This window comes from Rhizobium ecuadorense, assembly GCF_001187535.1.
GTDB classification, from domain to species: Bacteria; Pseudomonadota; Alphaproteobacteria; order Rhizobiales; family Rhizobiaceae; genus Rhizobium; species Rhizobium ecuadorense.
In genome coordinates, this window is sequence record NZ_LFIO01000386.1 from 66,041 (window position 1) to 88,936 (window position 22,896).

21 protein-coding genes are annotated in these 22,896 nt (G+C 59.9%); 15 read left to right on the forward strand and 6 right to left on the reverse strand.

Going from position 1 to position 22,896, the window contains the following annotated elements; all coding sequences use genetic code 11:
* Window positions 1-22: 22 nt before the first annotated feature.
* Window positions 23-808, forward strand: coding sequence for a pyrroline-5-carboxylate reductase (locus AF337_RS10225; protein WP_049732102.1), 786 nt, complete (start codon window positions 23-25; stop codon window positions 806-808).
* Window positions 809-869: 61 nt separating this feature from the next.
* On the opposite strand, the gene AF337_RS10230 is transcribed toward AF337_RS10225, so the two are convergent.
* The gene (locus AF337_RS10230) at window positions 870-1,418 is read right to left on the reverse strand and encodes a cupin domain-containing protein (protein ID WP_049732103.1); all 549 of its coding nucleotides are present in this window, start codon (window positions 1,416-1,418) and stop codon (window positions 870-872) included.
* A gap of 142 nt (window positions 1,419-1,560) precedes the next feature.
* Here AF337_RS10230 and aptA point away from each other — a divergent pair, with 142 nt between their 5' ends.
* From aptA to AF337_RS10245, 3 genes are all read left to right on the forward strand, one after another.
* Window positions 1,561-2,895 carry an omega-aminotransferase AptA gene (gene aptA / locus AF337_RS10235; RefSeq protein ID WP_049732104.1) on the forward strand — a complete coding sequence of 445 codons (1,335 nt, stop codon included), beginning with the start codon at window positions 1,561-1,563 and terminating at the stop codon, window positions 2,893-2,895.
* Window positions 2,896-3,060: 165 nt separating this feature from the next.
* Window positions 3,061-3,780, forward strand: a complete 720-nt coding sequence (locus AF337_RS10240) for a helix-turn-helix transcriptional regulator (RefSeq protein ID WP_049732105.1) — start codon at window positions 3,061-3,063, stop codon at window positions 3,778-3,780.
* A gap of 296 nt (window positions 3,781-4,076) precedes the next feature.
* The gene (locus AF337_RS10245) at window positions 4,077-5,747 is read left to right on the forward strand and encodes a globin-coupled sensor protein (RefSeq protein ID WP_082336781.1); all 1,671 of its coding nucleotides are present in this window, start codon (window positions 4,077-4,079) and stop codon (window positions 5,745-5,747) included.
* Between the two features lie 122 nt (window positions 5,748-5,869).
* Here the strand turns inward: AF337_RS10245 and AF337_RS10250 are convergent, their stop codons facing one another.
* The 3 genes from AF337_RS10250 to alr form a co-directional block, all read right to left on the reverse strand.
* A complete protein-coding gene (locus AF337_RS10250; RefSeq protein WP_049732106.1) occupies window positions 5,870-6,889 on the reverse strand; it encodes an AraC family transcriptional regulator in 1,020 nt (339 codons plus the stop codon).
* A gap of 82 nt (window positions 6,890-6,971) precedes the next feature.
* Complete coding sequence (locus AF337_RS10255; RefSeq protein ID WP_049732107.1) at window positions 6,972-8,252, reverse strand: D-amino acid dehydrogenase; 1,281 nt, start codon at window positions 8,250-8,252, stop codon at window positions 6,972-6,974.
* A gap of 30 nt (window positions 8,253-8,282) precedes the next feature.
* Window positions 8,283-9,416, reverse strand: coding sequence for an alanine racemase (gene alr, locus AF337_RS10260; RefSeq protein WP_049732159.1), 1,134 nt, complete (start codon window positions 9,414-9,416; stop codon window positions 8,283-8,285).
* A gap of 126 nt (window positions 9,417-9,542) precedes the next feature.
* Between alr and AF337_RS10265 the strand changes: the two genes are divergently transcribed.
* Window positions 9,543-10,007, forward strand: coding sequence for an Lrp/AsnC family transcriptional regulator (locus AF337_RS10265; protein ID WP_049732108.1), 465 nt, complete (start codon window positions 9,543-9,545; stop codon window positions 10,005-10,007).
* 16 nt (window positions 10,008-10,023) lie between these two features.
* Here AF337_RS10265 and AF337_RS10270 read toward each other — a convergent pair whose 3' ends face one another.
* Both AF337_RS10270 and AF337_RS10275 read right to left on the reverse strand, forming a co-directional pair.
* Window positions 10,024-10,749 (reverse strand): helix-turn-helix transcriptional regulator, encoded by a 726-nt coding sequence (locus tag AF337_RS10270; RefSeq protein ID WP_049732109.1) that lies wholly within the window; start codon window positions 10,747-10,749, stop codon window positions 10,024-10,026.
* A 162-nt stretch (window positions 10,750-10,911) separates the two neighbouring features.
* Window positions 10,912-11,550: an acyl-homoserine-lactone synthase gene (locus AF337_RS10275; RefSeq protein WP_049732110.1), complete on the reverse strand. Its 639-nt coding sequence runs from the start codon at window positions 11,548-11,550 to the stop codon at window positions 10,912-10,914.
* Between the two features lie 179 nt (window positions 11,551-11,729).
* Here AF337_RS10275 and AF337_RS10280 point away from each other — a divergent pair, with 179 nt between their 5' ends.
* The 10 genes from AF337_RS10280 (at window position 11,730) to AF337_RS10325 (ending at window position 22,877) form a co-directional block, all read left to right on the forward strand.
* Window positions 11,730-12,074 carry a helix-turn-helix domain-containing protein gene (locus AF337_RS10280; RefSeq protein ID WP_049732111.1) on the forward strand — a complete coding sequence of 115 codons (345 nt, stop codon included), beginning with the start codon at window positions 11,730-11,732 and terminating at the stop codon, window positions 12,072-12,074.
* 248 nt (window positions 12,075-12,322) lie between these two features.
* Complete coding sequence (locus AF337_RS10285) at window positions 12,323-13,750, forward strand: glycoside hydrolase family 15 protein (protein WP_049732112.1); 1,428 nt, start codon at window positions 12,323-12,325, stop codon at window positions 13,748-13,750.
* 96 nt (window positions 13,751-13,846) lie between these two features.
* Window positions 13,847-15,718: a GMC oxidoreductase gene (locus AF337_RS10290; protein WP_049732113.1), complete on the forward strand. Its 1,872-nt coding sequence runs from the start codon at window positions 13,847-13,849 to the stop codon at window positions 15,716-15,718.
* A gap of 98 nt (window positions 15,719-15,816) precedes the next feature.
* Complete coding sequence (locus AF337_RS10295) at window positions 15,817-16,935, forward strand: ferritin-like domain-containing protein (RefSeq protein ID WP_049732114.1); 1,119 nt, start codon at window positions 15,817-15,819, stop codon at window positions 16,933-16,935.
* Window positions 16,932-17,420, forward strand: coding sequence for a hypothetical protein (locus AF337_RS10300; RefSeq protein WP_049732115.1), 489 nt, complete (start codon window positions 16,932-16,934; stop codon window positions 17,418-17,420). The genes AF337_RS10295 and AF337_RS10300 overlap by 4 nt, the downstream gene beginning before the upstream one ends.
* Before the next feature lie 39 nt (window positions 17,421-17,459).
* Window positions 17,460-18,398 carry a myo-inosose-2 dehydratase gene (gene iolE / locus AF337_RS10305; RefSeq protein ID WP_049732116.1) on the forward strand — a complete coding sequence of 313 codons (939 nt, stop codon included), beginning with the start codon at window positions 17,460-17,462 and terminating at the stop codon, window positions 18,396-18,398.
* Between the two features lie 128 nt (window positions 18,399-18,526).
* Window positions 18,527-19,555, forward strand: a complete 1,029-nt coding sequence (locus tag AF337_RS10310; RefSeq protein ID WP_190238041.1) for a sugar phosphate isomerase/epimerase family protein — start codon at window positions 18,527-18,529, stop codon at window positions 19,553-19,555.
* Between the two features lie 57 nt (window positions 19,556-19,612).
* Window positions 19,613-20,437 (forward strand): MBL fold metallo-hydrolase, encoded by an 825-nt coding sequence (locus tag AF337_RS10315; protein ID WP_049732117.1) that lies wholly within the window; start codon window positions 19,613-19,615, stop codon window positions 20,435-20,437.
* Between the two features lie 38 nt (window positions 20,438-20,475).
* Window positions 20,476-22,131, forward strand: coding sequence for an alpha-keto acid decarboxylase family protein (locus AF337_RS10320; protein ID WP_049732118.1), 1,656 nt, complete (start codon window positions 20,476-20,478; stop codon window positions 22,129-22,131).
* A gap of 230 nt (window positions 22,132-22,361) precedes the next feature.
* The gene (locus AF337_RS10325; protein WP_049732119.1) at window positions 22,362-22,877 is read left to right on the forward strand and encodes a hypothetical protein; all 516 of its coding nucleotides are present in this window, start codon (window positions 22,362-22,364) and stop codon (window positions 22,875-22,877) included.
* Window positions 22,878-22,896 lie beyond the last annotated feature (19 nt).

Consider the following 22,896-nt stretch of genomic DNA (forward strand, 5'->3'; position numbering starts at 1 on the left):
TTGCGGGCTGCGGAGTAATCGCATGACAATCAACAGCATCGGATTCGTCGGTACCGGCGCCATCACCGAAGCGATGGTTCGCGGGCTTCTGGCCGAACCGGCCTATGCCTCCGAGATCCACGTGTCTCCGCGAAGCGCGCATATCGCCGCGACACTGGCAGCCGAATTCGCCTCGGTCAGAATTGCCGGGGACAACCAGACTGTCGTCGATCGCAGCGATATGGTGTTCCTGGCGATAAGGCCGCAGATCGCCGAGGAAGTCGTGCGCGCACTGTCGTTCAGGACCGGCCAGACAATTGTCAGCCTTGTCGCGGCTACGGAGCGCCAGGCCGTGCTCGATTGGATCGGCGCCGATATCAATCTCGTCCAGGCCATCCCCCTGCCCTTCGTCGCACAGCGGCAAGGCGTCACCGCCATCTACCCCGCCAATGCCACCATCGCGGCGCTGTTCGACACGCTCGGAACGGCCGTACAATGTCAGTCGCGGAAGGAGTACGATCTCCTCGCAGCCGCAAGCGCTGTCATGTCGACTTATTTCGGCGTCATGGAGTCGATCACCGGCTGGCTGGAAAAAAGCGGCCTCGAAAGGGCAAAGGGCCAAGCCTATATCGCCCCGCTCTTTGCAAGCCTGGCGCAGAAAGCCAACAACCCCTGTAACGAGCCGTTCAGCGCGCTCAGCCGCGAATTCGCCACCAAAGGCGGCCTGAACGAGCAGGTTCTTTCGGACTTCGACAGGAAGGGCGGCCTTGCCGCGCTCACCGCCGCGCTCGATGGCGTGCTCGCCCGCATCGAGGGCCGCAACAGCTGAAACGCATGGCATCGACATGGCTGCGGATAAGTCTTGGCGTCGTCTTTCCCGGCGACGCGCTTTAGAACGTCGGTGGCGTGCAGGCGCTGATGACTTCGCAAGGCACCGGCCCGACACAGCGGAACCGGTGCGGTCGCCGGCTTTCGAAATAATAAGCATCACCCGGCCCGAGGATACGCCGCTCGTCATCGACGGTCACCTCAAGCCTTCCCGAGAGCACGATCCCGCCCTCCTCTCCCTCGTGAACGAGCGGAATCTTCCCGGTACCGGCGCCCGGCTGGTAACATTCCTTGAGTATTTGCAGGCTGCGCCCGAACAGGTTTTCCCCGACCTGCCTGTAGGAGATGGCGCCCTTGCCGATCTCCACCAGTTCCTCGGCCGCATAGAAGGCCTTCCTCGGACGCTCGGGCTCAAAGGCGAAGAACTCCGCCAGGCCGATCGGGATGCCGTCCAGAATCCGCTTCAGGGCTCCGACCGAGGGGTTGGAGGCGTTCGATTCGATCAGCGAAATCGTCGAATTGGGCACGCCGGTGCGCTTGGCGAGTTCGCGCTGGGAAAGCTTATGGGCGATGCGGAGATGGCGAAGGCGGCTGCCGATATCGACTGACATGATGCGGTCCGTTTATGTTGTCCATAATATCGAAAAACATATCCAAACATCCGTTCATTTTCAATGACTTGCGCCACAGAAGAAAAGGACTTGTTTGAAAGGGAGAAATTGCCATTCTCCCCGCCATTCAACGGAGGCCAGCATGGATCAGATCAGCAAGACGAACGCGCCCGTACTCGAAAATTTCTGGATGCCGTTCACCGCGAACCGGCAGTTCAAAGCCACGCCGCGCCTTCTGGCCACCGCGGAGGGCATGTATTACACCGATGTCGATGGAAACCAGGTGCTTGACGGCACCGCCGGGCTCTGGTGCTGCAATGCCGGCCATGGCCGCAAGAAGATCGCCCAGGCGGTCGAGCGGCAGCTTTCGACCTTGGATTATGCTCCGACGTTTCAGATGGGCCATCCGATCGCCTTCGACTTCGCCGCGAAGCTGGCTGCGAATGCGCCGGGCGGTCCGGACGGCAAGCTCGACAGGGTCTTCTTCACAGGCTCGGGTTCGGAATCGGTCGATACGGCGCTGAAGATCGCCATTGCCTATCAGCGCGCCATCGGCCAGGGCACCCGCACGCGCATCATCGGGCGCGAGAAGGGTTATCACGGCGTCGGCTTCGGCGGCATTTCCGTCGGCGGCCTCGTCAACAACCGGCGGGTCTTCCCGCAGATACCGGCCGACCATATGCGCCATACGCTCGACGTCGAGCGCAATGCCTTTTCGAAGGGCCTTCCCGCCCACGGCGTGGAACTGGCCGACGACCTGGAACGCCTGGTGCAGTTGCACGGCGCCGAGACCATTGCCGCCGTCATCGTCGAACCGATGTCGGGATCGGCGGGCGTGGTCCTGCCGCCGAAGGGCTATCTGGAAAAGCTGCGTGCAACCGCCGACAAGCACGGCATCCTGTTGATCTTCGACGAGGTCATCACCGGCTTCGGCCGTCTCGGCACGCCTTTCGCGGTCGATTACTTCGGCGTCGTGCCCGATCTCGTCACCACGGCAAAGGGCCTCACCAACGGCGCGATCCCCATGGGCGCGGTCTTTGCCAGCCGCAAGATCTATGATGGCCTGATGGTCGGCCCGGAAAATGCGATCGAGCTCTTCCATGGCTATACCTATTCCGGCCACCCGGTCGCCTGCGCAGCCGGGCTCGCCACCCTCGAAATCTACGAGGAGGAAGGGCTGTTGACCCGCGCAGCCGAGCTTGCCGACCACTGGCAGCAGGCGCTGCATTCGCTGAAAGACCTGCCCAATGTCGTCGACATCCGCAATCTCGGTCTGGTCGGCGCGATAGAGCTGGCGCCTCGCAACGGGGCGCCGGGAACCCGCGCCTACGACGTCTTCGTCGACTGCTTCAACAAGGGCCTGCTGATCCGCGTCACCGGCGACATCATCGCGCTCTCGCCGCCGCTCATCATCGAGAAGGGCCAGATCGACACGATCGTCTCGACGATCGCCGACGCGCTGAAGCGCGCCGCATAGACCTGTCGACGGGAAGTACAGACACGACGACCTCGGGCGGCGGCACACGCCCGAGGGACGGAAGACTGCATCCTGGCAGGCGCTCAAGGTCGGACGTAAAGATTTATTAACCCCGAGACCCCAGAGTCGGGGTTAATCGTTAACCATCCGCGAATCGGGGGACCGATGGGGTGCGCCTCAATTGAAAGCCTTTGCCATTTCAGGGAACTTTCCGAGGTTCCCGCTCACCGGCAATTGCGCAACAGCGATCTGCTGGAACAACTGAGGAAGGCCGTCGATTTCCGCTATATCGCCGTCGGCGGACTGGATCTCGAAGGATATCGGATAGGGAGGGGCCGCTCCATCGACACCGATATGCCTCCCGCCTATATCGATACCTACTTCGCAGAGGAACACGGCCGTTCCGATCCACTCGTCGTCCAGTCACTCAGCCGGACAACGCCGCTGACGGAAGAAGAAGCCTTCGATATCCTGGCTCCGAACCAACGCCTCCGGTATTTGCTGCGATCCTATGAGATCGGGCGGCGAATACAGATTCCGCTCTCAAGGAACGGCATTGTCTACGCAGGGGTTTGCTTCACGCGAGAAAAGCCGTTCACCGCAAGCGAACAGGAACTGCTTGTCTTCTTTGCCGAACCGCTGCACCGGGCGATCACCAAGCCGCTGATGGACCGTTTTGCCGCCGGCGCCCTTCGCCTGACCAACGGCGAACTCCGCTGCCTCGAACTCGCGGGCAAGGGGCTCACCAGCGAGGAAATTTCCGGTGCGTCGGACTATCAAACGGAAACCATCAACAGCTATCTGAAGAGCGCGACGAAGAAGCTGGGGGCGGCCAATCGCGCCCATGCAATTGCCGAAGCGATCCGCCGGCAACTGATAAGCTGACGCCCGGAACTCCGAATCATGAAACGGCTCCGCGAAACGGGGCCATTTTTTCGTTCGGACGTATGCTGCAGCCGGACGGCTCGAAGCTCGCCATTCAAAAATCGCAGAGAGTATCCAGATCACGAAGCGTTTGACGAAAATCAATTTGGGGGGTCGGTTTGGTTAACCGCAAATAAACCACCTTATCCCATTTCTGGGGTCATCGATCAGGCGGGTAGACGCCCAGTTCCGACATGACGACGGGCTTCGATGTGATTGCGGCGCGTGCCCAATTACGGTTTTCAGTTGAGGTCAGAATGTCGAGTCACTCTCATATGCATGCCAGCAGCAATTCGGTTCCCGGTTACGACAGCGGAGCCGCCAAAACCAAAAGCCGAAGCGTCGAACGCCGTCTCGATTTCATGCAGCTCGACCATCAGGGACGCGCAGGCATCCGCGCTCTGAAGACGCTGATCGATCGCGAACTGCCGCACGGATTGGACAAGTTCTACGCTCAGCTGCGCAAGAGCCCGGAAGTCAGCCGCTTCTTTTCGACGGAAGAGAACATTGCGCGGGCAAAGGGCGCTCAGGCGGGCCACTGGGTCAATATCGCCGACGGCAATTTCAACGAGGATTATGTCGCCAAGGTCAAGACGATCGGAACCGTCCACGCCCGCATCGGCCTGGAGCCGCAATGGTATATCGGCGGCTACGCGATCATCGTCGATCATCTGATCAACCGCGCCGTCGAGGAAATGGTCCCCAAGGGCGGGGTATTCTCGAAAAAAACGATGAAGCCGGCGGAGTTCGGCAACGCGTTGGCAAGCCTCGTCAAGGCTGTCATGCTGGATATGGATCTCGCCATCTCGGTCTATATCGACGAGGCGGAGATCGCCAAGCAGAAGGCCCAGGCCGATGCGATCGAGGCGGAGCGACAGCTCGTCGGCACCACTTTCGGCAGGGCCATGGCAGCGATTGCCGCCAAGGATGTCAGCTACCGGATCAACGATGATCTACCGGAAGCCTATCACGCCCTGCGTGACGACTTCAACAATGCGCTGGAACAGCTGTCGACGACGATCGAGCAGATCAGCGGGTCTGCTACGCAGATCAATGCGGGGTCGCAGGAGATCCGGTCCGCCGCGGACGATCTTGCCAAGCGAACCGAACAGCAGGCCGCCTCCATCGAGGAGACGGCGGCCGCGCTCGAGGAGATCACCACCACCGTGAAGGACTCCAGCCGGCGCGCGGAAGAGGCGGGGCAACTGGTCGCAAAGGCCCGCATCGGCGCCGAGAAGTCGGGCCAGATCGTCCAGCAGGCCGTCGCCGCGATGGGGGCGATCGACAGCTCGTCGCGGGAGATCTCCAACATCATCGGCGTCATCGACGAAATCGCCTTCCAGACCAACCTTCTGGCGCTGAATGCCGGCGTCGAAGCGGCGCGCGCTGGAGAGGCCGGCAAGGGCTTCGCCGTCGTCGCCCAGGAGGTTCGCGAACTGGCGCAACGTTCCGCCAAGGCGGCAAAAGAGATCAAGGGGCTGATCAACAACTCGGGCGAACAGGTAAAGGCGGGCGTGTCCCTGGTCGGGCAGACCGGCGAGACGCTGACGGTGATCGTCGACGAGGTCCAGGAGATCGACCGGCACATCGGCGCCATCGTCAGGGCGTCGAGCGAGCAGGCAACGGCGCTCCACGAGATCAACACTGCCGTCAACGCGATGGATCAGGGCACCCAGCAAAACGCCGCCATGGTCGAGCAGTCGACCGCGGCGAGCCATGCCCTGGTCCAGCAGGTCGGCCATATCGCTCAGATGCTGAGCGAATTCCACATTGGCAAATCTGCGGCATCCCAGATGCGCCCGGCCCGGCAAGCAAACGGCCCCTCGACAGCGGCCTCGCCGGCGCGCGCGTTGCGGGCAAAACTCGGCGCGGCCTATTCGAGCCATGGCAACGCCGCCATTGCAAGCAATGAGTGGGAGGAGTTCTGACGCCGCCGGCTGATCTCGGCCGCAGGCCGGCTAAGATCATCGCTGCCCGCTGACACGAAGCCAAGATCCTGCTCATGCCCATCCGCAGAAGATGCGGCCGGTCATGAGCAGCCTTGTCGCGATCAGGCCCTCAAGGTCTGCGACGGCAGTTGACCGAAACGCTTGCGGTACTCGGCTGAAAATCGCCCGAGATGGGTAAACCCCCATCTGAGCGCGATGTCGGCGACGGCTTGTCTCGCGCCGGATTCGAGCAGATCGCGATGGGCGGCAAGCATCCGGAGTTCATGCAGGTGGGCCATCGGCGTGGTATTCCTGAACTGCCGGAAACCCTGTTGCAAGGTGCGGACGCTGACCTTGGCTGCGGTCGCGATGTCGTTCAGCGAAATCGGCTCGGCCATATGTTCCCGCATGAAGTCGATGGCCCATTTCACGTGGCGAGGAGCCGGGGCCGGCGCGGGAAGCGCAAGCGCCTCCGAATAACGATGGGGACAGGTCTCCAGAAGCAGGTAGACTATTGCGTCGCAGAGCGCGCGCAGAGCCAGCGGCGACTGCTGCAGCGGCCCCTCGCCGCTGAGCCCGCGATGGAGGCTTGCGGCGAGTTGCTGCAAGACGAGCCCCGAACCGTTCGTCAGATCGATGGTCGGATGAAAATCGGTGTCACCGCTGATCGTTCGCTCGAACATATGCGTCAGCTGCCTGTTGATCCTCGCCTGATCGACAAACAGACCGAGATGACGGCGCGGGCCGATCAGGCGGGAACCCGAGGCGCGGCCAGCCCCGAGAATGGCGCCGCGACCGGGAATCGAATGGATCTGTTCCTTCCCGGCATCGAAGACGGCATTCCCCTCCATCGGCAGAAAAATGATCACCTTGCCGTTGGGCGCCTCGCGCTTGAGCGAGATCGTGCCGTCGTAGGCACAGTCGGCGATGGTCAGCTCTTCCGTCGAGATGAAATTGCAGTAGTAGGCGATGGGCGTGCCGGCTTGCGCCGCGGCCTTGATCGGGGAGCTCGGCGTCGACAATATTTCCGAGAGTGCGTCCGGGTCCGTGCCGCTGAAGGCCGTCTCCCAAAACAACGGGCTCTGCCTCGCCGGATCGTGGAGGGAGCTGCTATGGGCTGTCATATTAGAAATATGAGACATGCGCGACCTCGAAAGACAATGATCGCGAGTGATAGTTGATTTCCGCAATCATATGTTTTCTTTTTTCGTTCCTCGGCATATTTCAGTGATATCGATTAATTGCCAGATCCTTCGCGTCGATTTCCGGATTGGCGCCGCCGACCAGATCGCTGATCAACCGCGCCGAACCGGTGCTCATCGTCCAGCCGAGCGTGCCGTGGCCGGTATTGAGGAAGAGGCCGATGATCTTGGTCGGGCCGATGACCGGTGTGCCATCCGGCGTCATCGGGCGCAGGCCGGACCAGAAGGACGCCTTGGAAACGTCGCCGCCGGGGAAAAGATCGGTGACCGAATGTTCCAGCGTGCTGCGGCGTGCGAACCCGAGATCGTTGGTATAGCCCGAGATTTCAGCCATGCCGCCGACGCGGATGCGGTCGCCGAGCCGGGTGATTGCGATCTTGTAGGTTTCGTCCATGACGGTCGATTCCGGTGCGCGCGACGCATCGGTGATCGGGATGGTGAGCGAATAGCCCTTCACAGGATAGACCGGCAATCTGATGCCGAAGGGCTTGAGCAGCAGCGGCGAATAGCTGCCGAGCGCAACCACCACAGCATCCGCACTCATCCGTTCGCGCTCGCGATCGGGATCGCCGTCGCCATCGCGAGCGGTGATGACGCCGCGCACGCGGCCCGCCTCGACATCCAGCGCCTTGATCGTCGTGCCATAGGCAAAGCGGACGCCGAGCGCCTCGGCTTTGGCGGCCAGCGCATTGGTGAATTTGAAGCAGTCGCCGGTTTCGTCCTTCGGCGTCAGCAGGCCGCCGACGATCTTGTCGCGCACGTGTTTCAGTGCCGGTTCGAAGCGGATGCAGCCGTCCCGGTCCAGCACCTCATAGGGAATGCCGTCGGCCGCCAGCGCCTTGACGTCCTTGGCCGAGGCGTCGAGCTGTTGCTGCGTGCGGAACAGCTGCAGCGTTCCCTGCATGCGTTCGTCATAGGCGATGCCGGTCTCGGCGCGAAGGTCGGCCAGCGCGATGCGACTGTAATCGGCAAGCCGCAGCATGCGGCTCTTGTTGATCGCGTAGCGCTCGGAGGTGCAGTTCGACAGCATCCGCGCCATCCAGGAGAGCATGGCCATGTCGAGCTTCGGGCGAAGGATCAGCGGCGCATGTTTCATGAACAGCCACTTCATCGCCTTCGCCGGAATGCCGGGCGCTGCCCATGGCGAGCAATAGCCGAAGGAGACTTCGCCGGCATTGGCAAAGCTCGTTTCCAGCGCCGGACCTTTCTGCCGGTCGACGACCGTGACCTCATGACCTGATTTCGCCAACTGATAAGCGGATGTGACGCCGACGATACCGGCACCCAGAACAATGACTTTCATGATCTTCCCAATGATGGAGCCGCCGGGCTTTCAGCGATATTGCCTGTCGTAACGATCGCCCAGACCGGTTAGGATTTCGTAAGATATCGTGCCGGCATCGCCGGCAATGTCCTCGAGCGTCTGGTTCGGGCCGAGCACTTCGACCAGACTGCCCAGTGTCAGGCTGCCTTCGGGCAGTGCCGAGACGTCGACGGTCACGCTGTCCATTGAGACGCGGCCGACGATCGGCAGGCGGATGCCGTTGACATAGACAGCGCCGCGGTCGCTGAGCGACCTGGGCAGACCATCGGCATAACCGGCGGCGATGGTGGCGAGACGCATTTCCCGCTCAGCGACATGCGCGCCGCCATAGCCGATCTTGGTGCCTGCGGGCACGGTGCGGGTCTGCACGACGGCGACGTCGAGGCTGACGACCGGCTCCATCGGGTTCGCCTCGCCGGTGTTGGGCGCGCCGCCGTAAAGCGCGATGCCGGGGCGGGCGAGCACGCCGTGATAGGCATCGCCGAGGAAGACCCCGCCGGAATTGGCGAAGGACATGTCGAAGCCGGGAAATTCATCGGCAATGCGGGACATCTCGGCCCCTTGTTCGCCGTTCTGGTCGCTCTCCATATCATCGGCTGAAGCCAGATGGCTCATGATGAACAGGATTTCGACATTGCTGCCGTTGCGAAGCGCTGCGGCGAGCTCGGCTCGTTCCTCCCCGGGAAAGCCGAGCCGCGACATGCCGGTGTCGAATTGCAGCACGGCAGGCAGGCAGCGCTTCAGTATGCGCGCAGCCGCCGACCATTGCCGCCACTGGGCCAGCGAATTGAGAACCGGGACGATGCCCATCTCGGCGCAGGCGATCTCGTTGCCCGGCTGCAAGCCGTTCAACACGAAAATCTGAGCATCGCGGGCAAGGGTTGGCCGCAACCTGACGGCCTCGACAAACTGGGCGACGAAAAAATGCCTGCAGCCTTCGCCGTAGAGCGTTCTCGCAACCCGCTCGGCGCCGAGGCCATAAGCATCGGCTTTGACGACCGCCCCCGCGCGGACCGGCGCCAGCATCGATACGAGCTTGCGGTAGTTGCGGCCGAGTGCGGCAAGATCGATCGTCAGATAGCCCGTAGCTCCCTGCGCGGTTGTTGCGGTGCGTGTGCGGGAAACCAAAATATCGCTATCCATGCCCATCCCTCTCGATCTCAACAAAGTTTATGAAACAATGCGCGAAATTGCCTATCTTTCAGCAGTTGATTGTTGCATCATTTGCCCGGCATCGACATAATCGACGAAAATTCGGAATAATCCATCATGTCCGCCCTCGACTCGATCGATCGCAATATCCTGAGACTGCTGCGCCTCGATGCGCGCATGAGCAATGCCAAGCTCGCCGCCGAGATCGGCCTGTCGCCATCGGCCTGCCTCAGGCGCATCAAGATCATGGAAAAATCAGGGGTGATCCGCGGCTACACGGCGCTGGTGGACACCGGCAATGCCGACGAGATGATCGCCGTGATCATCAACATCACGCTCGAGCGACAGACAGAGGATCATCTCGACCGCTTCGAGGCGGCGGTTCGCCGGCATCCCGAGATCCGGGAATGTTTTCTGATGACGGGCGGTTCCGATTATCTGCTGCGCGTGGAGGTCGCCAGTCCGGGCGAGTTCGAGCGCATCCACAAGGAAATACTATCGAGCCTGCCGGGTGTTCTCAGGATTCATTCCAGCTTCTCGATCCGCAATGTTCTGGCGACGCGCACCAGAGGCCGGCGGTGAGACGCGATCCCCGCGTTCATATCAATTCAAGCGCCGTGGCCCTGGCGACCGCTTCGCTCGTCGTCGCGACAGTCAGCTTCCGGCGTGCCGAGGCGAGATAGAGCTGTACCGCACTCACTGAAATGGACAGGCGGGCGCAGATCTGTTTTGCCATAAGGCCGCTGGCGGTCATCTCCAGGCATTGCAGTTCCCGGCGCGACAATTGCGGAAAATCCGCAATCTCCCTCAGGCCCGACAGAACCATGGCCCTGTCGTGGAGATGGTGGGCGAGAAACTGCAGGTCGCGCATGCTGTCCATGCGGAACTGCCGCCAGTAGGCATCGGGATGATTGGACGTGACCGTAAACAGCGATCGCTCCCCTTGAGGTCCTCGCACCGGCAGAGTCACGCCTTGACGGCCGATGCCGAAAGCCATGGCCTCCTTGAAGAAGCCATAGGCTCGGCCTGAATCCCATTTCGATGCGGACCATTCCACGGGCAGGAAGCCGCGCCTGCCGAGACGCACGACCGGATCGATGCTGAAATAGTCCCGGTCACGATATTGTTTCACCCACTCGGGCGGATAGGTCAGCATAAGCAATGGATTGCTGTCGGCCGCCCCCGAGGAGCGGGTCACATGCAGAACCATATGCGATATCGCATAGATGTGACGGACTTCATCCAGCGTCGTTTCCAGATCCCGCAATGTCGGCGATGCCGAGATCCGGTCCAGACAGTAGAAAAAACGAGAACTGCTCAGCATGAGATGGACTCGTGGTTGCGTATTTTCCTAACTGCTCGCAGTGGTAACATTTCGCGATTGCCGAGAACAGCATATTTTTTGGCAACCATGGCGCGACATGAAGAACAGGTTAAAGACTGGAGAGACCTATCCCACTGCTGGGCGTTGGGACAGCGACGGCGCCTACCGCACGCCGCCATCGACAAGGGCTTTGGCAGGATAGGGAGAGGCTTGCTCCAGAAGCCGGGACAGGTTGGCCCGAAGGGTTCGACAATTGTCCGCCGTCACATCCCATAGGCCAACATACAGCTTGCCGATCTCGGGCCGGGATCGGGCAAGCGGCGTCGGCTTCCAGCCGATCCTCCGGTACACAGCGACCATCGCGACGTCATAGACGCCGACAATGCTCTCGATACCGGTGTCGAGCGCGAGATCGCAAAGCCCTGAGAGCAGTTCCGTGGCGACTGCGCGCGATTGCTCCGTGTGTTCGGCATGCGGATGAAGGCAAAAGCGGGTACATTCCCAGGTCGTCGGGCTATCGACGTCGATAGGCTGATCGAAGAAATGCCGGAACTCGCTTTTGAGCATCGTCGCTCCGGTGGTCGGCAGCAGGCGCAACGAACCCGTCAGCGTGCCGGAAGGTTGCTGCGTGACGAGATAGACGGGATCCTCGGCCTCGTCGTATCGGTCCCTCTCCCATTGATCCCGGACATCGACCTGCCATCCCAGCCGATCGCGAAAAACGGCGGCGCGAGCCCGAAACATCTCGTCGAAAGCCCGTCGATCGGTCTCGAGCATGTCTTTGGTGAGTATCCGCAACATATCCGTCCCTCCTGATGCGCCGACGTTTCAACAGGAGGCCGGCCGGGCGCAATCTGGATATTTCACCAGGTTGACCGGTGCTTGGCTTTGCCGTCCCATTCCATAAGAAATCTCTGATATTCGTCGGTCGAAAGCTCTTGGTAATTGCCAATTTTAACGCAACAACGGGAGGATTCTTGATGACCCATGACATGGCACGCGGCAAACGTATTCGAGAGGCGATATCCCGCGGCAAGTTCCGGAAAGTTCACGCCCTGGCGGCCGAACTGGACGTGTCCGTCGCCGCCGTCTCACGCTGGCAGAATGGCGGCCATACCTCGCTGGAGAGCGCCTGCGCGCTCGCCGACCTGCTGGATGTCTCCCTCGACTGGCTGCTGCTCGGGCGAGGCACGATGGACTGGCATAGGAACAGCGCGATCTCCGCCATGGAATTGCAAATGGTTCTGGCGTTGCGCAACCGGTCTGCGGCAACGCGGTCCAATCTCGTCGGGCTGGTTGAATCCATCCCGCCGGAGCACCCGTAACGCCAGGCGCAATTCTCTGAGATTTTTTGACCTGAGATCAACATCTTTAGGTTGATAAAAAGCAGATCGTCGCCGATCTTTCTAGTTAAAGGTTCAGCGGCGGCGGGTGGCCAGCATCTTGCCCCTCGCCGCCGCAGAGACCTTTGTTCACTCTCAACACCCATACGGCCGCAATATTTCTCCCATCCGGGTCCGGAATATTTCTCGATCTGGTCCCGGCAAGTCTCAACCGATCTTGGAGACAGTCAATGACAGTTGCGCTTTGGAGTCAGTCAATGACGGGTGCGAACCCGGCCCATATCGGCGCCAATGCGCCGACAGTCAAACCGCGGCCTGCCTTTGCGCAGACCGATCTGGTCGCATTGTCGCGCTATTTTTCTCTTCTGATGATGCGCAACATCACCAGCGATGGCTATGTCATCGAGGATCCGGCATCGCCCGGCGTCTTCTCCGCCCCCGGCTGCGTCATCGCCGCCCCCTCCTATCCAGCGAACACGCCGGGCGTCGACCAGGACTATGTTTTCAACTGGGTCCGCGACGGGGCGATTACGGCCATCGAGATCGCGCTTGCCGGCTTGCTGCCCGTTTCGGGCGGGGTTTTGCCGAGCCTGGTCGACTATGTGAACTTCGCCGCGCTCTGCCAGGCGAATGCGAAGAATTCCGCGACCGTCACACTTGGCCACGCCTGCTTCACCATCACCGGCGAGGTTCGTCCGTGGTCGGAGCAGAATGACGGGCCGGCCATTCAGTCGATTGCGATCATGACCTTGTTCAATCAGCTGGATGGCGCCACGCAGACGATCGCCAAACAATTGGTCGAGACCAACCTCTCTTATCTTCTCGAAGTTTACCAGAACAAGACCACAAATCTCTGGGAGGAATATGAGGGCTATTCGTTTTTCGCACGAGCCGTACAGCTGCGCTTTTTCCGGGAAATTTCCACAAACACGATCGGCATTGCGGTGCCTGCCGGGGTGGCCGATGCCATCTCCTGGCTGGAAAGCCAGCTGGCCACCCACTGGAACGGGCAGCTCTATGTGAGCATTCTGGATGCCGCGGAGCAAGCCGGCTACGACGCGAACATCGATATCGTCTCTTCGGTCTGCTATGGCGGGATCGAGCCGACCGATACCAAGCTTCTGGCAACGGCGGCCATCCTGCGGCGCCAGTGGGCCGATCCTTCGTCTTCGAACTATTATCCGGTCAATGGCGCCGATGCGGCCAGGGGGCTCGGACCGCTCTTCGGGCGCTATCCAGGCGATCATTACGATGGCGATGTGGCGGCTCCGGTGGCCGGCGGGCATCCCTGGGCTCTGTGCACCGCCAACTTCGCCGAGTTTCAGTATCGGCTTGCCAATGCCATCGAGGCCAGCGGCGCCCTCCCCCTCGATCAGTTCTCCGAACCCTTCTTCGCGGAACTGGGACTTGGCGCATCCAGCAGCGCCGCCGACGCGTCGGCAGCCTTGCGGGCTTCGTCCGACGTCATGTTGCGCGCCATCATCTATCACAGCGACCACTATGAGCTGAGCGAACAGTTCGACGGAACCGTCGGCTACGAGAAAAGCGTCAGGAATCTGACCTGGAGCTATGCCTCCTTCCTCTCGGCAGTCAGAGCCCGCTCCGCCGCCGCCCCAGCCAAGTCCAAACCCCGAAACTCCCGCGGCCCGAAATCATGACGATTTCAGGCCGTCCGGCCTGAGATCTCGATTGAGTCCAGAACGGCATGATCCGCAAAGCCTGATGCGGCTTTCCGGGATTAATGGAGGACCAAAGTGCTTTTTCCCCTCGAATCGGCGATAAAGGCCGATGCCAAGACTGTCGCAGAGTCTGGCGACTACGATATCGTGATCGTCGGCAGCGGCATTTCAGGCGCCATTATTGCCAAGCAGGCTGCGGAAGCGGGCAAGCGTGTCCTTATCCTTGAAGCCGGAACCGGTGCCAATAGCACTCTGGCTGGCTACGACAATCTGCTGACGACTTTCTATTCGGCCGCCTCCAAGGACAACCAGTCGCCTTTTCCGCTGAATGCGAACGCGGCCATGCCCCGCAGCCCGCAGCTTCGCAAGCTGCAGGCGGGGGAAACCGATAGCTCGAGCTATATCGTTCAATCCGGCCCTTATGTCAGCGATACGACATATACCCGTATTTTCGGCGGAACGACCATGCACTGGGAGGCGAAAACGCCCCGTCTACTTCGCTCGGATTTCAAGACGCGCACCATTTTCGGCCAAGGGCTGGACTGGCCGCTGAGCTTTGAGGAAGTCGAGGAGGATTACCGCCTGGCCGAGCGGGAAATCGGCGTATCGGCGAATGTCGAAGATCAGCAATATCTGGGGCAGACTTTCCCGGACGATTATGTCTTTCCCATGCGCGGCCTGCCGCTTTCCTATCTGGATCAGCAGGTCAACAAGGGCATCGAAGGCACCAGCGTCAAACTTTACGACAAAACATATCCCCTGAAGGTCAGGCCCTATCCGCAGGGGCGCAACAGCATACCAAACCCGGCCTATGACGGGGGGAAGGGCTACCGTCCGATCGGCGCCGTCGATACGCATCAGGTCGAAGAGGGCGGCCGCTGCCAGGGCAACACCAACTGCGTACCGCTCTGTCCCGTGCAAGCGCGCTACCACTCCGGCAAAACGCTTGCCAAGGCGTTCGCGGTAAACGGGGAAAGGGGCGAGCGGCTTGTCGAACTGCTGCCGCAGGCGGTCGCATCGAAGGTCAACATCGACCCGGATAGCGGGAAAGTCTGCTCTCTCGAGGTCAAGATTTACCAGGACCCGGCCTCACCGGCCCACGAGACCATCACCGTGAAGGGCAAGGTTTTCGTGCTTGCGGCAGGCGCCATCGAAACGGCGCGCCTCATGCTGGCCTCCGGCCTGCGCAGCACCAGCGGTCTTGTCGGACGCAATCTGATGGACCACGCCTATCTGCTGAACTGGGCGCTGATGCCGGAAATCTGCGGCACGATGCGCGGAACCAGTTCGACGGGTGGTATCGTCGACCTGCGGGACGGCCCTTTCCGGGAAAGGCAAGCCGCCTTCGCCATCGATATCCACAACGACGGCTGGGGTTGGGCCACGGGTGCGCCGACCTCCGACCTTCTCGAACTGGTGGATGATCGCAACCTCTACGGGGCGGATCTTCGGCGCGGCATGATCGACCAGGTTTCGCGGCAGTTGCTGCTGGCGTTCATGATCGAGGTCATGCCCGTCGAAAGCAACCGCATCGCGGTGGATCCGCAATATACCGATGCTCTGGGCAACATGCGGCCCATCCTGTCCTTCACGGTTCCGGAATATACCATGAAGGGCGCCGCCTATGGCCGCCAGTTTGCGCGCACCGTCTTTACCCGCATGGGCGCGCAGGACCATACCCATTACGACCCCGGCGATTTCGGCTATGTGGCCTATGAGGGGCAAGGCTATGCGATCCGCGGCGGCAATCATCTGGCCGGTACTCATATCATGGGAACGACGAAGACCAACTCCGTCGTGGACAAGAACCAGCGCAGCTGGGACCACGAAAACCTCTATCTCGTGGGCGGCGGCAGCATGCCGACGATCGGCACGGCCAATGTCACCTTGACACTGGCCGCCATGTGTTTCCGAAGCGGTCGCGACATTCTGAAATCTCTGCATTGAACGAAAACCGGCATCCGCTGCGCGGAACGAACCGATCTCGACGCAAGCGACACGAAGCCGGCCGGTGCACCCAACTTATGTTTCATGGAGCCCTGAGCATGTATTCTTACAGTATTAAGACGCTCGATGAGCTGAAAGAGTTTCTCTACCGGGCGATGCAGCTCGAACATGCGACGATTCCGCCGTATCTGACGGCGCTTTACTCGATCAAGCCCGGCGTCAACCAGGATGCGACCCAGGTTCTGCGCGTGATCGTGGTGGAAGAGATGCTGCATCTGACGATCGCGGCCAATATTCTCAATGCCATCGGCGGCAAGCCGGATCTTGTCAGGCCGGACTTCGTAGCCAGCTATCCCGCCGCCCTGCCGGACGGCGAGACCGATTTCAAGGTCGGCATCCAGGCATTCGGCCGTGAGGCGCTGGCGACTTTCCTGAAAATCGAGCGGCCGGCCCAGCGTCCTGAACATCTCGTCGGCAAGGGCCTGATGTACCGCAAAACTCCCGCCGACATCACCGCGCTTGCCAGCCATCCGAGCCATGAGGACCTCCATTTCTACAGTATCGGCGAGTTCTACTCGGCCATTGCGGAAGGCATCAAATATCTGGAAGCCGAAGCGCATGGGGCGGGCACAACTATCTTTACCGGCGACAGGTCGCGCCAGATCACCTCGGAATATTATTACTCCGGCGGCGGCGAGCTGTTTCCCGTAACCGATCTGAAAAGCGCCCAGGAAGCCATCGAGCTCATCATCGAACAGGGCGAGGGCGACGGCGGCGGTATCTACGACGACAACGACCACGAACTGGCCCATTACTATCGTTTCGAGGAGCTGGTCAAAGGCCGCTACTACCAGAAGGGCGACCAGCCCGGCCAGCCCACGGGTCCGCACTTACAGGTCGATTGGGAGGGCGCCTATCCCATAAAAGAGAACCTGAAATTAAAAGATATACTCGAAGGTTCGGAACTGCGTGAGGCGGCGATCGCCTTCAACACGCGCTATGGCGAATTTCTCCAGCTTTTGACGCGTGCCTATAACGGCCAGCCAAACCTGCTGCTGGAAGCCGTTCCGATGATGTTCGAATTCCGCAACATGATTCTCGAACTCATCCGCAATCCGCTGCCGAAGCATCCCGGTAAGAACGGCAGCCCCACCTATGAGATCCCCGGCGGTATGACACAGCCAGCCGTCACCCGGCAGGCGGAGGTGAACGCATGAGCAGCCGTTTCGAACCATTTCTGGGTATCTCCGTCGAATTGACAGCCTTCTCCCACTTCGATCTTCTGGGAACCGGCCTGGCGGAACGCTATCTCGCCACGCTCGACAAGGTGGTCGGCAGCGAGATCACCGACGCGTTGCTGGCCGCTTTCACCGCCCTGCCGCCGCCGGAAGGTGAGGCCCGTATCCAGGCCGTTCGCACGACCATTCTCGGCAATGAATTGCTGGGAGACGTGGCCCGTGCGCTGATCAAGCTCTGGTATTCCGGCACCTGGTTCGAGTTGCCCACCACCTGGACGGAGCGCTTTGGCCCCAAGCCTGCGAATATCACCTTCGTCATTTCTCCCGACGCCTATGTCGAAGGTCTGCTCTGGAAGGCGATCGGAGCCCACCCTGCAGGCGCCAAGGGGCCCGGTTTCGGCTCCTGGGCCTCTCCGCCGAAAATTCCGGCTTTCTCCGGCTCTCGATTCCACAACCTGACCTGACGCCGCTTCCGTTTGTCTTCACAGAACTGGATCATTGCCATGACGACACATCTGCATCGACTGACGCCCTCCAAGGTCTGGCTCGGTGTCATCCCCACGCTCTGGTGGAATGACGATTTCATCAACATCGACATCGGCATCCCCTACGAGCAGGCTCTGAGTGAAATGGCGCTCGCCGGCTATGTCGGATGCGGCGTCGGCCATAAATATCCGACGGATCCGAAAATATTGCGGCCTGTCCTCGAACTCAGGGGATTGCGGATTTCCGAGCCTTGGGTGAGCACCTATTTCACCATCAAGGCGATGAATCGTCATACGCTTGAAAACGTCGATGCTCAGCTCGACTTCCTCGAAGCCATGGAAGGCGGCAGCGACGATCCGCGCAGGGCGGATCTTGTCGTCGCCGAGTTTGGCGGGGCGGTCAATCCGCTCCCGGTCGCCCTGTTTCCGAATTGCCCCGATTTCTCCGAGGACCAGTGGAAACAGCTGATCGAAGGCCTGCATGCCGCCGGAGAGAAAGCCAGGGCCCGCAACCGCCGGCTCTGCTATCACCCGCATCTGGGGACCGGAGTGATGAAGACGGAAGCGATCCACCGGCTCATGGACGAGACCGATCCACGCCTGGTCAACATGCTTCTCGACACCGGACATCAGGCGGCTGCCGGCGTCGATCCGCTGGCGCTGGCCAGAAAATACGCCCACCGCATCAAGCATGTTCACCTGAAAGACATTCGCGCCGAGGTGGTTAAGAACATTCACAACGACGGCTTGTCCTTCCAGCAAGGGATCGAGGCGGGGATCTTCACCGTGCCCGGCGACGGCTCCATAGAGACCTTTCCGGAAATCCTCGATGCGTTGGCCGAGGCGGATTTCGCCGGATGGATCTGCGTCGAGGCAGAGCAGGACCCGGCCAAGGTCAATCCGTTGCAATACGCGAAAATGGGCCGCGAATATCTGCGCAAGCTGCTTGGATGGTAGCCCGACGCGGAGCGTTTGTTTCAGCCCGATGGCGATGTGAAGGAGGCGGGGACGGATCTCGCCTCATCACAATGCCGGGCGGGACACCATCCTGAACCACGCATTACTGGATAGTCACAGCTGGAGCGATGAAGATGGAAGAGGCACGCAGGCGCGATATATATTTCAGCTTCTTTATGTTTACAGCCGATTTGAGGCCGAATGACGCGGGCTATACCCAGGTTCTCGTCAGACATCTGAAAGCTCTTACCGAGATCGGCTACACCGGCTTCGATGTGCATATCGCCCCGGGACCGGCGTATGCCGATCATCACGCTGAGGTCGAAAGCTATATCAGCCTCAGACGAGCGTTCGATCAGGCCGGCTTCCGGGATGTGAAGTTCACAACCAATGTGGGGACCACGCGAACCTTCGATCCGACCTCGCCCTACGAGGAACAGCGCAAGCAGGCTTTGTCCTATCTCAAATCCCGCGTCGACATCACCTCGGTGCTGGGCGGGGAGAATACGATCATGTCGGGGCCGTTCCTGTACCCCTATGGTATCTTTCCGCTGACGGATGGCGGTGAAGGGATCTGGAGCGACGCGCTTCAGGATTGGATGAAGCCACGATATGCAGCGGCAGCCTCCGTCTTCCGGGAATTGGCGCAATATTCCGCCGAGAAGAGGGTGAAGCTCGCCATAGAACCCGTCAAGAATTGGGAAACGCCCGGACCGACCATGGTCTCGGAAGCACTGGATTTCCTCGAAAGCGCCGACATTCCGGCCTGTGGCGTCACGATCGATACAGCCCAGGTCGTGATGGAAAGCCAGGGGCCGGCAACCTTCAGGAAAAATGTCGCCCGTGCCGCACGGCAGAGCCGGCTGAATTACGTTCACATCTCAGCGCCGGACCGGGGCGCCGTCAAAGACAGCTGGATTCCCTGGGAGATCATGCTGGACGAAATCGAGCCGGTCTATTCCGGCCCTTATCTCGTCGAAGTCTTTAACGCGATTCCCCCCTTCGAGAGCTCGATGAGAATGACGCGCAGACGATTCTGGCGGCCCGGCGAGGACGCGCCGGAGGCTGATGTCGACAGCGCCTACGACGTTGCGCGTGCCGCCCTGAGGACATTGGAGGAAAAGATCGCGTCCCACGGCCGTCGATCTCATCCGTGATGGCGCGCGCGCAAACGCCAAACCTCAGCAAACGACCATTCAATCAGGGAGATACCTATGGTGGCGCAATTGCCGGATCCCATTAAAATCGTCAGGCGAGCAGGCGATGTCCGTATTCATACGTTCATTTCAGCTTTCACGGATGACAATATCGCCAATGCAACGCACATCATCGAAAGCAGGAACAAGCTTGTTCTTGTCGATGGGCAATTCCTCGTCCCCTATGCGTTGCAATTCAGAGCGTATGCCGACAGTATCGGCAAGGAGATCGACCGGATTTACCTGTCGCACAGGCACCCCGACCATTGGTTCGGCCTGGGAGCCGCATTCAGCGACATTCCGATTCATGCATTGCCGGAAACGAAGGAGTTCCTGAGGCAGCATGGCCAGGAGTCCCTGAATGACCATTGGAAACTGGGCAACCTCGCTCCGAAGAGCTTGGTCATTCCCGAAAAAACCGTCCGCGCCGGCCACGAGATCATCGACGGGGTCAAATACGTATTTGATGAAGTCGTTGATACGGAGATCGATTTTCTCCTCACCATAGGTCTTCCGGACGTGGGCGTTTTTATTGCGCAAGACCTGATCTACAGCGGAACGCACCTTTATCTGACGAAATACATGGAGCATTGGATCGGGATTTTGCAGGGCATGCTGCTGTCCGACTATGACCTGTTCCTTCCCGGTCACGGCTTTCCGGCTGACAAAAACGAGGTTGCCAAAAATATAGAGTATTTGTCCGTCGCCATGGAGGCCGCCGGCAACGGACTCGCCAATGATGCTTTCAAGCACTTCCTGCTGGAAAGATTTCCCGAGCGGAAATGCCCCGGAATATTCGACATATACATACCGCGCTTATTCGATAACGCGAGCGAGTTCTAATACACGTCAGTTGTCGTCAACAGGGGAGCCGTCGGAACATGGGCGATACATACACGGTTGGGCAATATCTGGTCGACAGACTTGGCGAACTGGGCCTGGGGCACCTGTTTTCCGTAGCGGGCGATTATTCGATCGAATGGGTGAACAGTTATGTCGAGAAAAGCAGTATTCAGGTCATCGAAGAAGTGAATGAACTGAATGCCGGTTATGCGGCCGACGGCTATGCGAGATTGAAAGGAATTGGTGCGCTGTGCGTCACCTATTCCGCAGGCTCGCTTTGCGCAACAAATGCGATCGCCGGATCTTACGTCGAGAAAGTGCCGGTCGTCCTGATCAACGGTGCTCCAAGTATCCAGAAAACGCTCACATTCGAACAAACCGGCTACAGTTCGCATCACTTCATCAGCGGACGGGAAACGGATCTTCAGGTGTTCGAATACATCACTGCCGCTGCCGTCCGCGTCGACAGCCCTCATCTTGCGCCAATGCTCATAGATTATGCGCTGACACAGTGCATCACGGAAAGACGTCCGGTCTATATCGAGTTGCTGGAGGACATGGTCGACCTGGAATGCACACGTCCGTCGAATGCATTAAAACCGGCGCCCGTTATATCCGACGAGGACAGTCTCGATCAGTCGATCGCGCAAATCAGCGAAAGATTGCAGAATGCCACCAAACCCCTGATCTGGATCGGTGTCGAGATCGACCGGTTTGGCCTTCACGACCAGGCCGAGCGGCTCATTCGGGACCTCAAAATTCCCTACGTGACCGAGCTTTTGAGCAAAGCCGTCCTGTCGGAAGACGATGTCCAGTTCGCCGGGGTGTTCGATGGCAAATCGTCGTCACCCTATGTCCAGTCTTTGGCCAAAGACTCCGACTTCGTACTGGCGCTGGGCGTCTGGTTGACTGATATCAATGATTTGGGCTGGCCTATCGATCTCGCTAAAACCGCATTCGCCTCCCGGGATACAGTGAAGTATGGGACGATCTTCAACGCACAGGTTTCGCTGGCGGATCTCGTCAACGGTTTGATTGACAAAAGGCTGACGTGCAAAGCCCAAAGTCTTCCGGCGAAAACGGCTCGGCAAGCGCCGGTCGTGAACGCGGCAGGCGAAATTACCTATCAGGGCTTCTACGATTTCATTCAGCAGCAGATCGACGAAAATACCATCGTTGGTGCCGACGCCAGTTTGAATTATTTCGGGAGCCTGCTTCTTGAAGTCGGTGCTCGCCGCGGTTTCATCGTCCAATCATCCTATTCGGCGATCGGTTATATCGGTCCTGCCGCGACCGGGGTTTCGCTGGCGAAGCAAGATAAACAGAGGCTGCTGGTCTTTGCGGGGGATGGCGGGTTTCAGATGACCGCTCAATGCCTCTCGACACAAACGCGCTTCAATCTCAACCCGATCATCTTCGTGATGGACAACGGCATCTACGGCGTGGAGCAATGGCTTGCCGACGCATCGGTTTTCCATGGTAACAAGCCGTTCTACAATTCATGCATCCTGCACCGATGGAATTACAGCAAGTTGGCAGAGGTCTTTGGCTGCCAAGGCTGGAAAGTGGACACCTATGGCGAATTGCAGGACGCCATAAATGGCGCCAAAGAAAACCTGAACAGCCCGTCCATCATCCAGGTCGTCGTGCCTCAGCGATCGATCCCCGATAATGCGAACTGGAAAGCAAGCTAGAGCGGTTCAACTTTTAGCGGCCACCGTGCCTTTCCCGATACGCGTGTTCTCGACAGCCGGCATGACCCAATGTACCGTATCCCATAGAAGGCGACCCGATTGACGCCGCAATTCGGCAAAGGCACCGACCTTCACCGCTAACGTGGCACGCCCATTCAACGGCATGAGCCTGTCGGAACAATCGGCAGCGTTCAGCGGTTTGGTAGAGCCGCTTAACCGGGGAGGCTTTCATGCGTGCTGCTCTGATCGCTGCTTTGTTCTCGCTGTCCTGCCTGCCGCACACAGCAAAGGCGTCGGAGGCGGGATTTTTGCGATCCTTGGCCGGCGATTGGCGCGGGACCGGGATGGTTCTCACCAGGATCGGCGGCACAAACTTCAATGTCTCCTGCACCCTCAAATCAGACGCGAGTGAATCCGCGGTCTCGATGAACGGGAAATGTCGGGGCCTTGCGGTCTTCACAAGAGCTTTCTCGGCCAATGTCAAAGCCTTGGGACAACGATACATCGGCAATTACATCGGCCCATCGGGACAGCCATCCAAACTGGTCGGCAGCAGACAAGGCGATGCGCTCAATCTTCGCGTGACCTGGGCTCGCGTGGTCAATGGCGACCGAAACGCGACGTTGATGATCGAAAAACTCGGACAGGATAGGCTTCGGCTTCAGACGGTCGATCAGGACCCGACCTCGGGCAAATCCGTGGTGACGAGCCGCATCGATCTGCAACGTCCCCCTGCCGGAAAATAGGGAGGTCTATCCGCCGGGA

Bases quoted from the DNA above. Each gene is read 5' to 3' on its own strand.
- AF337_RS10240 (WP_049732105.1), top strand. From the start codon at position 3,061: ATGGGGTGCGCCTCAATTGAAAGCCTTTGCCATTTCAGGGAACTTTCC.
- AF337_RS10255 (WP_049732107.1), bottom strand. From the start codon at position 8,252: ATGAAAGTCATTGTTCTGGGTGCCGGTATCGTCGGCGTCACATCCGCT.
- iolE (WP_049732116.1), top strand. From the start codon at position 17,460: ATGACGACACATCTGCATCGACTGACGCCCTCCAAGGTCTGGCTCGGT.
- alr (WP_049732159.1), bottom strand. From the start codon at position 9,416: ATGGATAGCGATATTTTGGTTTCCCGCACACGCACCGCAACAACCGCG.
- AF337_RS10280 (WP_049732111.1), top strand. From the start codon at position 11,730: ATGACCCATGACATGGCACGCGGCAAACGTATTCGAGAGGCGATATCC.
- AF337_RS10325 (WP_049732119.1), top strand. From the start codon at position 22,362: ATGCGTGCTGCTCTGATCGCTGCTTTGTTCTCGCTGTCCTGCCTGCCG.
- AF337_RS10300 (WP_049732115.1), top strand. From the start codon at position 16,932: ATGAGCAGCCGTTTCGAACCATTTCTGGGTATCTCCGTCGAATTGACA.
- AF337_RS10315 (WP_049732117.1), top strand. From the start codon at position 19,613: ATGGTGGCGCAATTGCCGGATCCCATTAAAATCGTCAGGCGAGCAGGC.
- AF337_RS10320 (WP_049732118.1), top strand. From the start codon at position 20,476: ATGGGCGATACATACACGGTTGGGCAATATCTGGTCGACAGACTTGGC.
- AF337_RS10230 (WP_049732103.1), bottom strand. From the start codon at position 1,418: ATGTCAGTCGATATCGGCAGCCGCCTTCGCCATCTCCGCATCGCCCAT.
- AF337_RS10245 (WP_082336781.1), top strand. From the start codon at position 4,077: ATGTCGAGTCACTCTCATATGCATGCCAGCAGCAATTCGGTTCCCGGT.
- AF337_RS10225 (WP_049732102.1), top strand. From the start codon at position 23: ATGACAATCAACAGCATCGGATTCGTCGGTACCGGCGCCATCACCGAA.
- aptA (WP_049732104.1), top strand. From the start codon at position 1,561: ATGGATCAGATCAGCAAGACGAACGCGCCCGTACTCGAAAATTTCTGG.
- AF337_RS10250 (WP_049732106.1), bottom strand. From the start codon at position 6,889: ATGTCTCATATTTCTAATATGACAGCCCATAGCAGCTCCCTCCACGAT.
- AF337_RS10310 (WP_190238041.1), top strand. From the start codon at position 18,527: ATGAAGATGGAAGAGGCACGCAGGCGCGATATATATTTCAGCTTCTTT.
- AF337_RS10265 (WP_049732108.1), top strand. From the start codon at position 9,543: ATGTCCGCCCTCGACTCGATCGATCGCAATATCCTGAGACTGCTGCGC.
- AF337_RS10275 (WP_049732110.1), bottom strand. From the start codon at position 11,550: ATGTTGCGGATACTCACCAAAGACATGCTCGAGACCGATCGACGGGCT.
- AF337_RS10295 (WP_049732114.1), top strand. From the start codon at position 15,817: ATGTATTCTTACAGTATTAAGACGCTCGATGAGCTGAAAGAGTTTCTC.
- AF337_RS10270 (WP_049732109.1), bottom strand. From the start codon at position 10,749: ATGCTGAGCAGTTCTCGTTTTTTCTACTGTCTGGACCGGATCTCGGCA.
- AF337_RS10285 (WP_049732112.1), top strand. From the start codon at position 12,323: ATGACAGTTGCGCTTTGGAGTCAGTCAATGACGGGTGCGAACCCGGCC.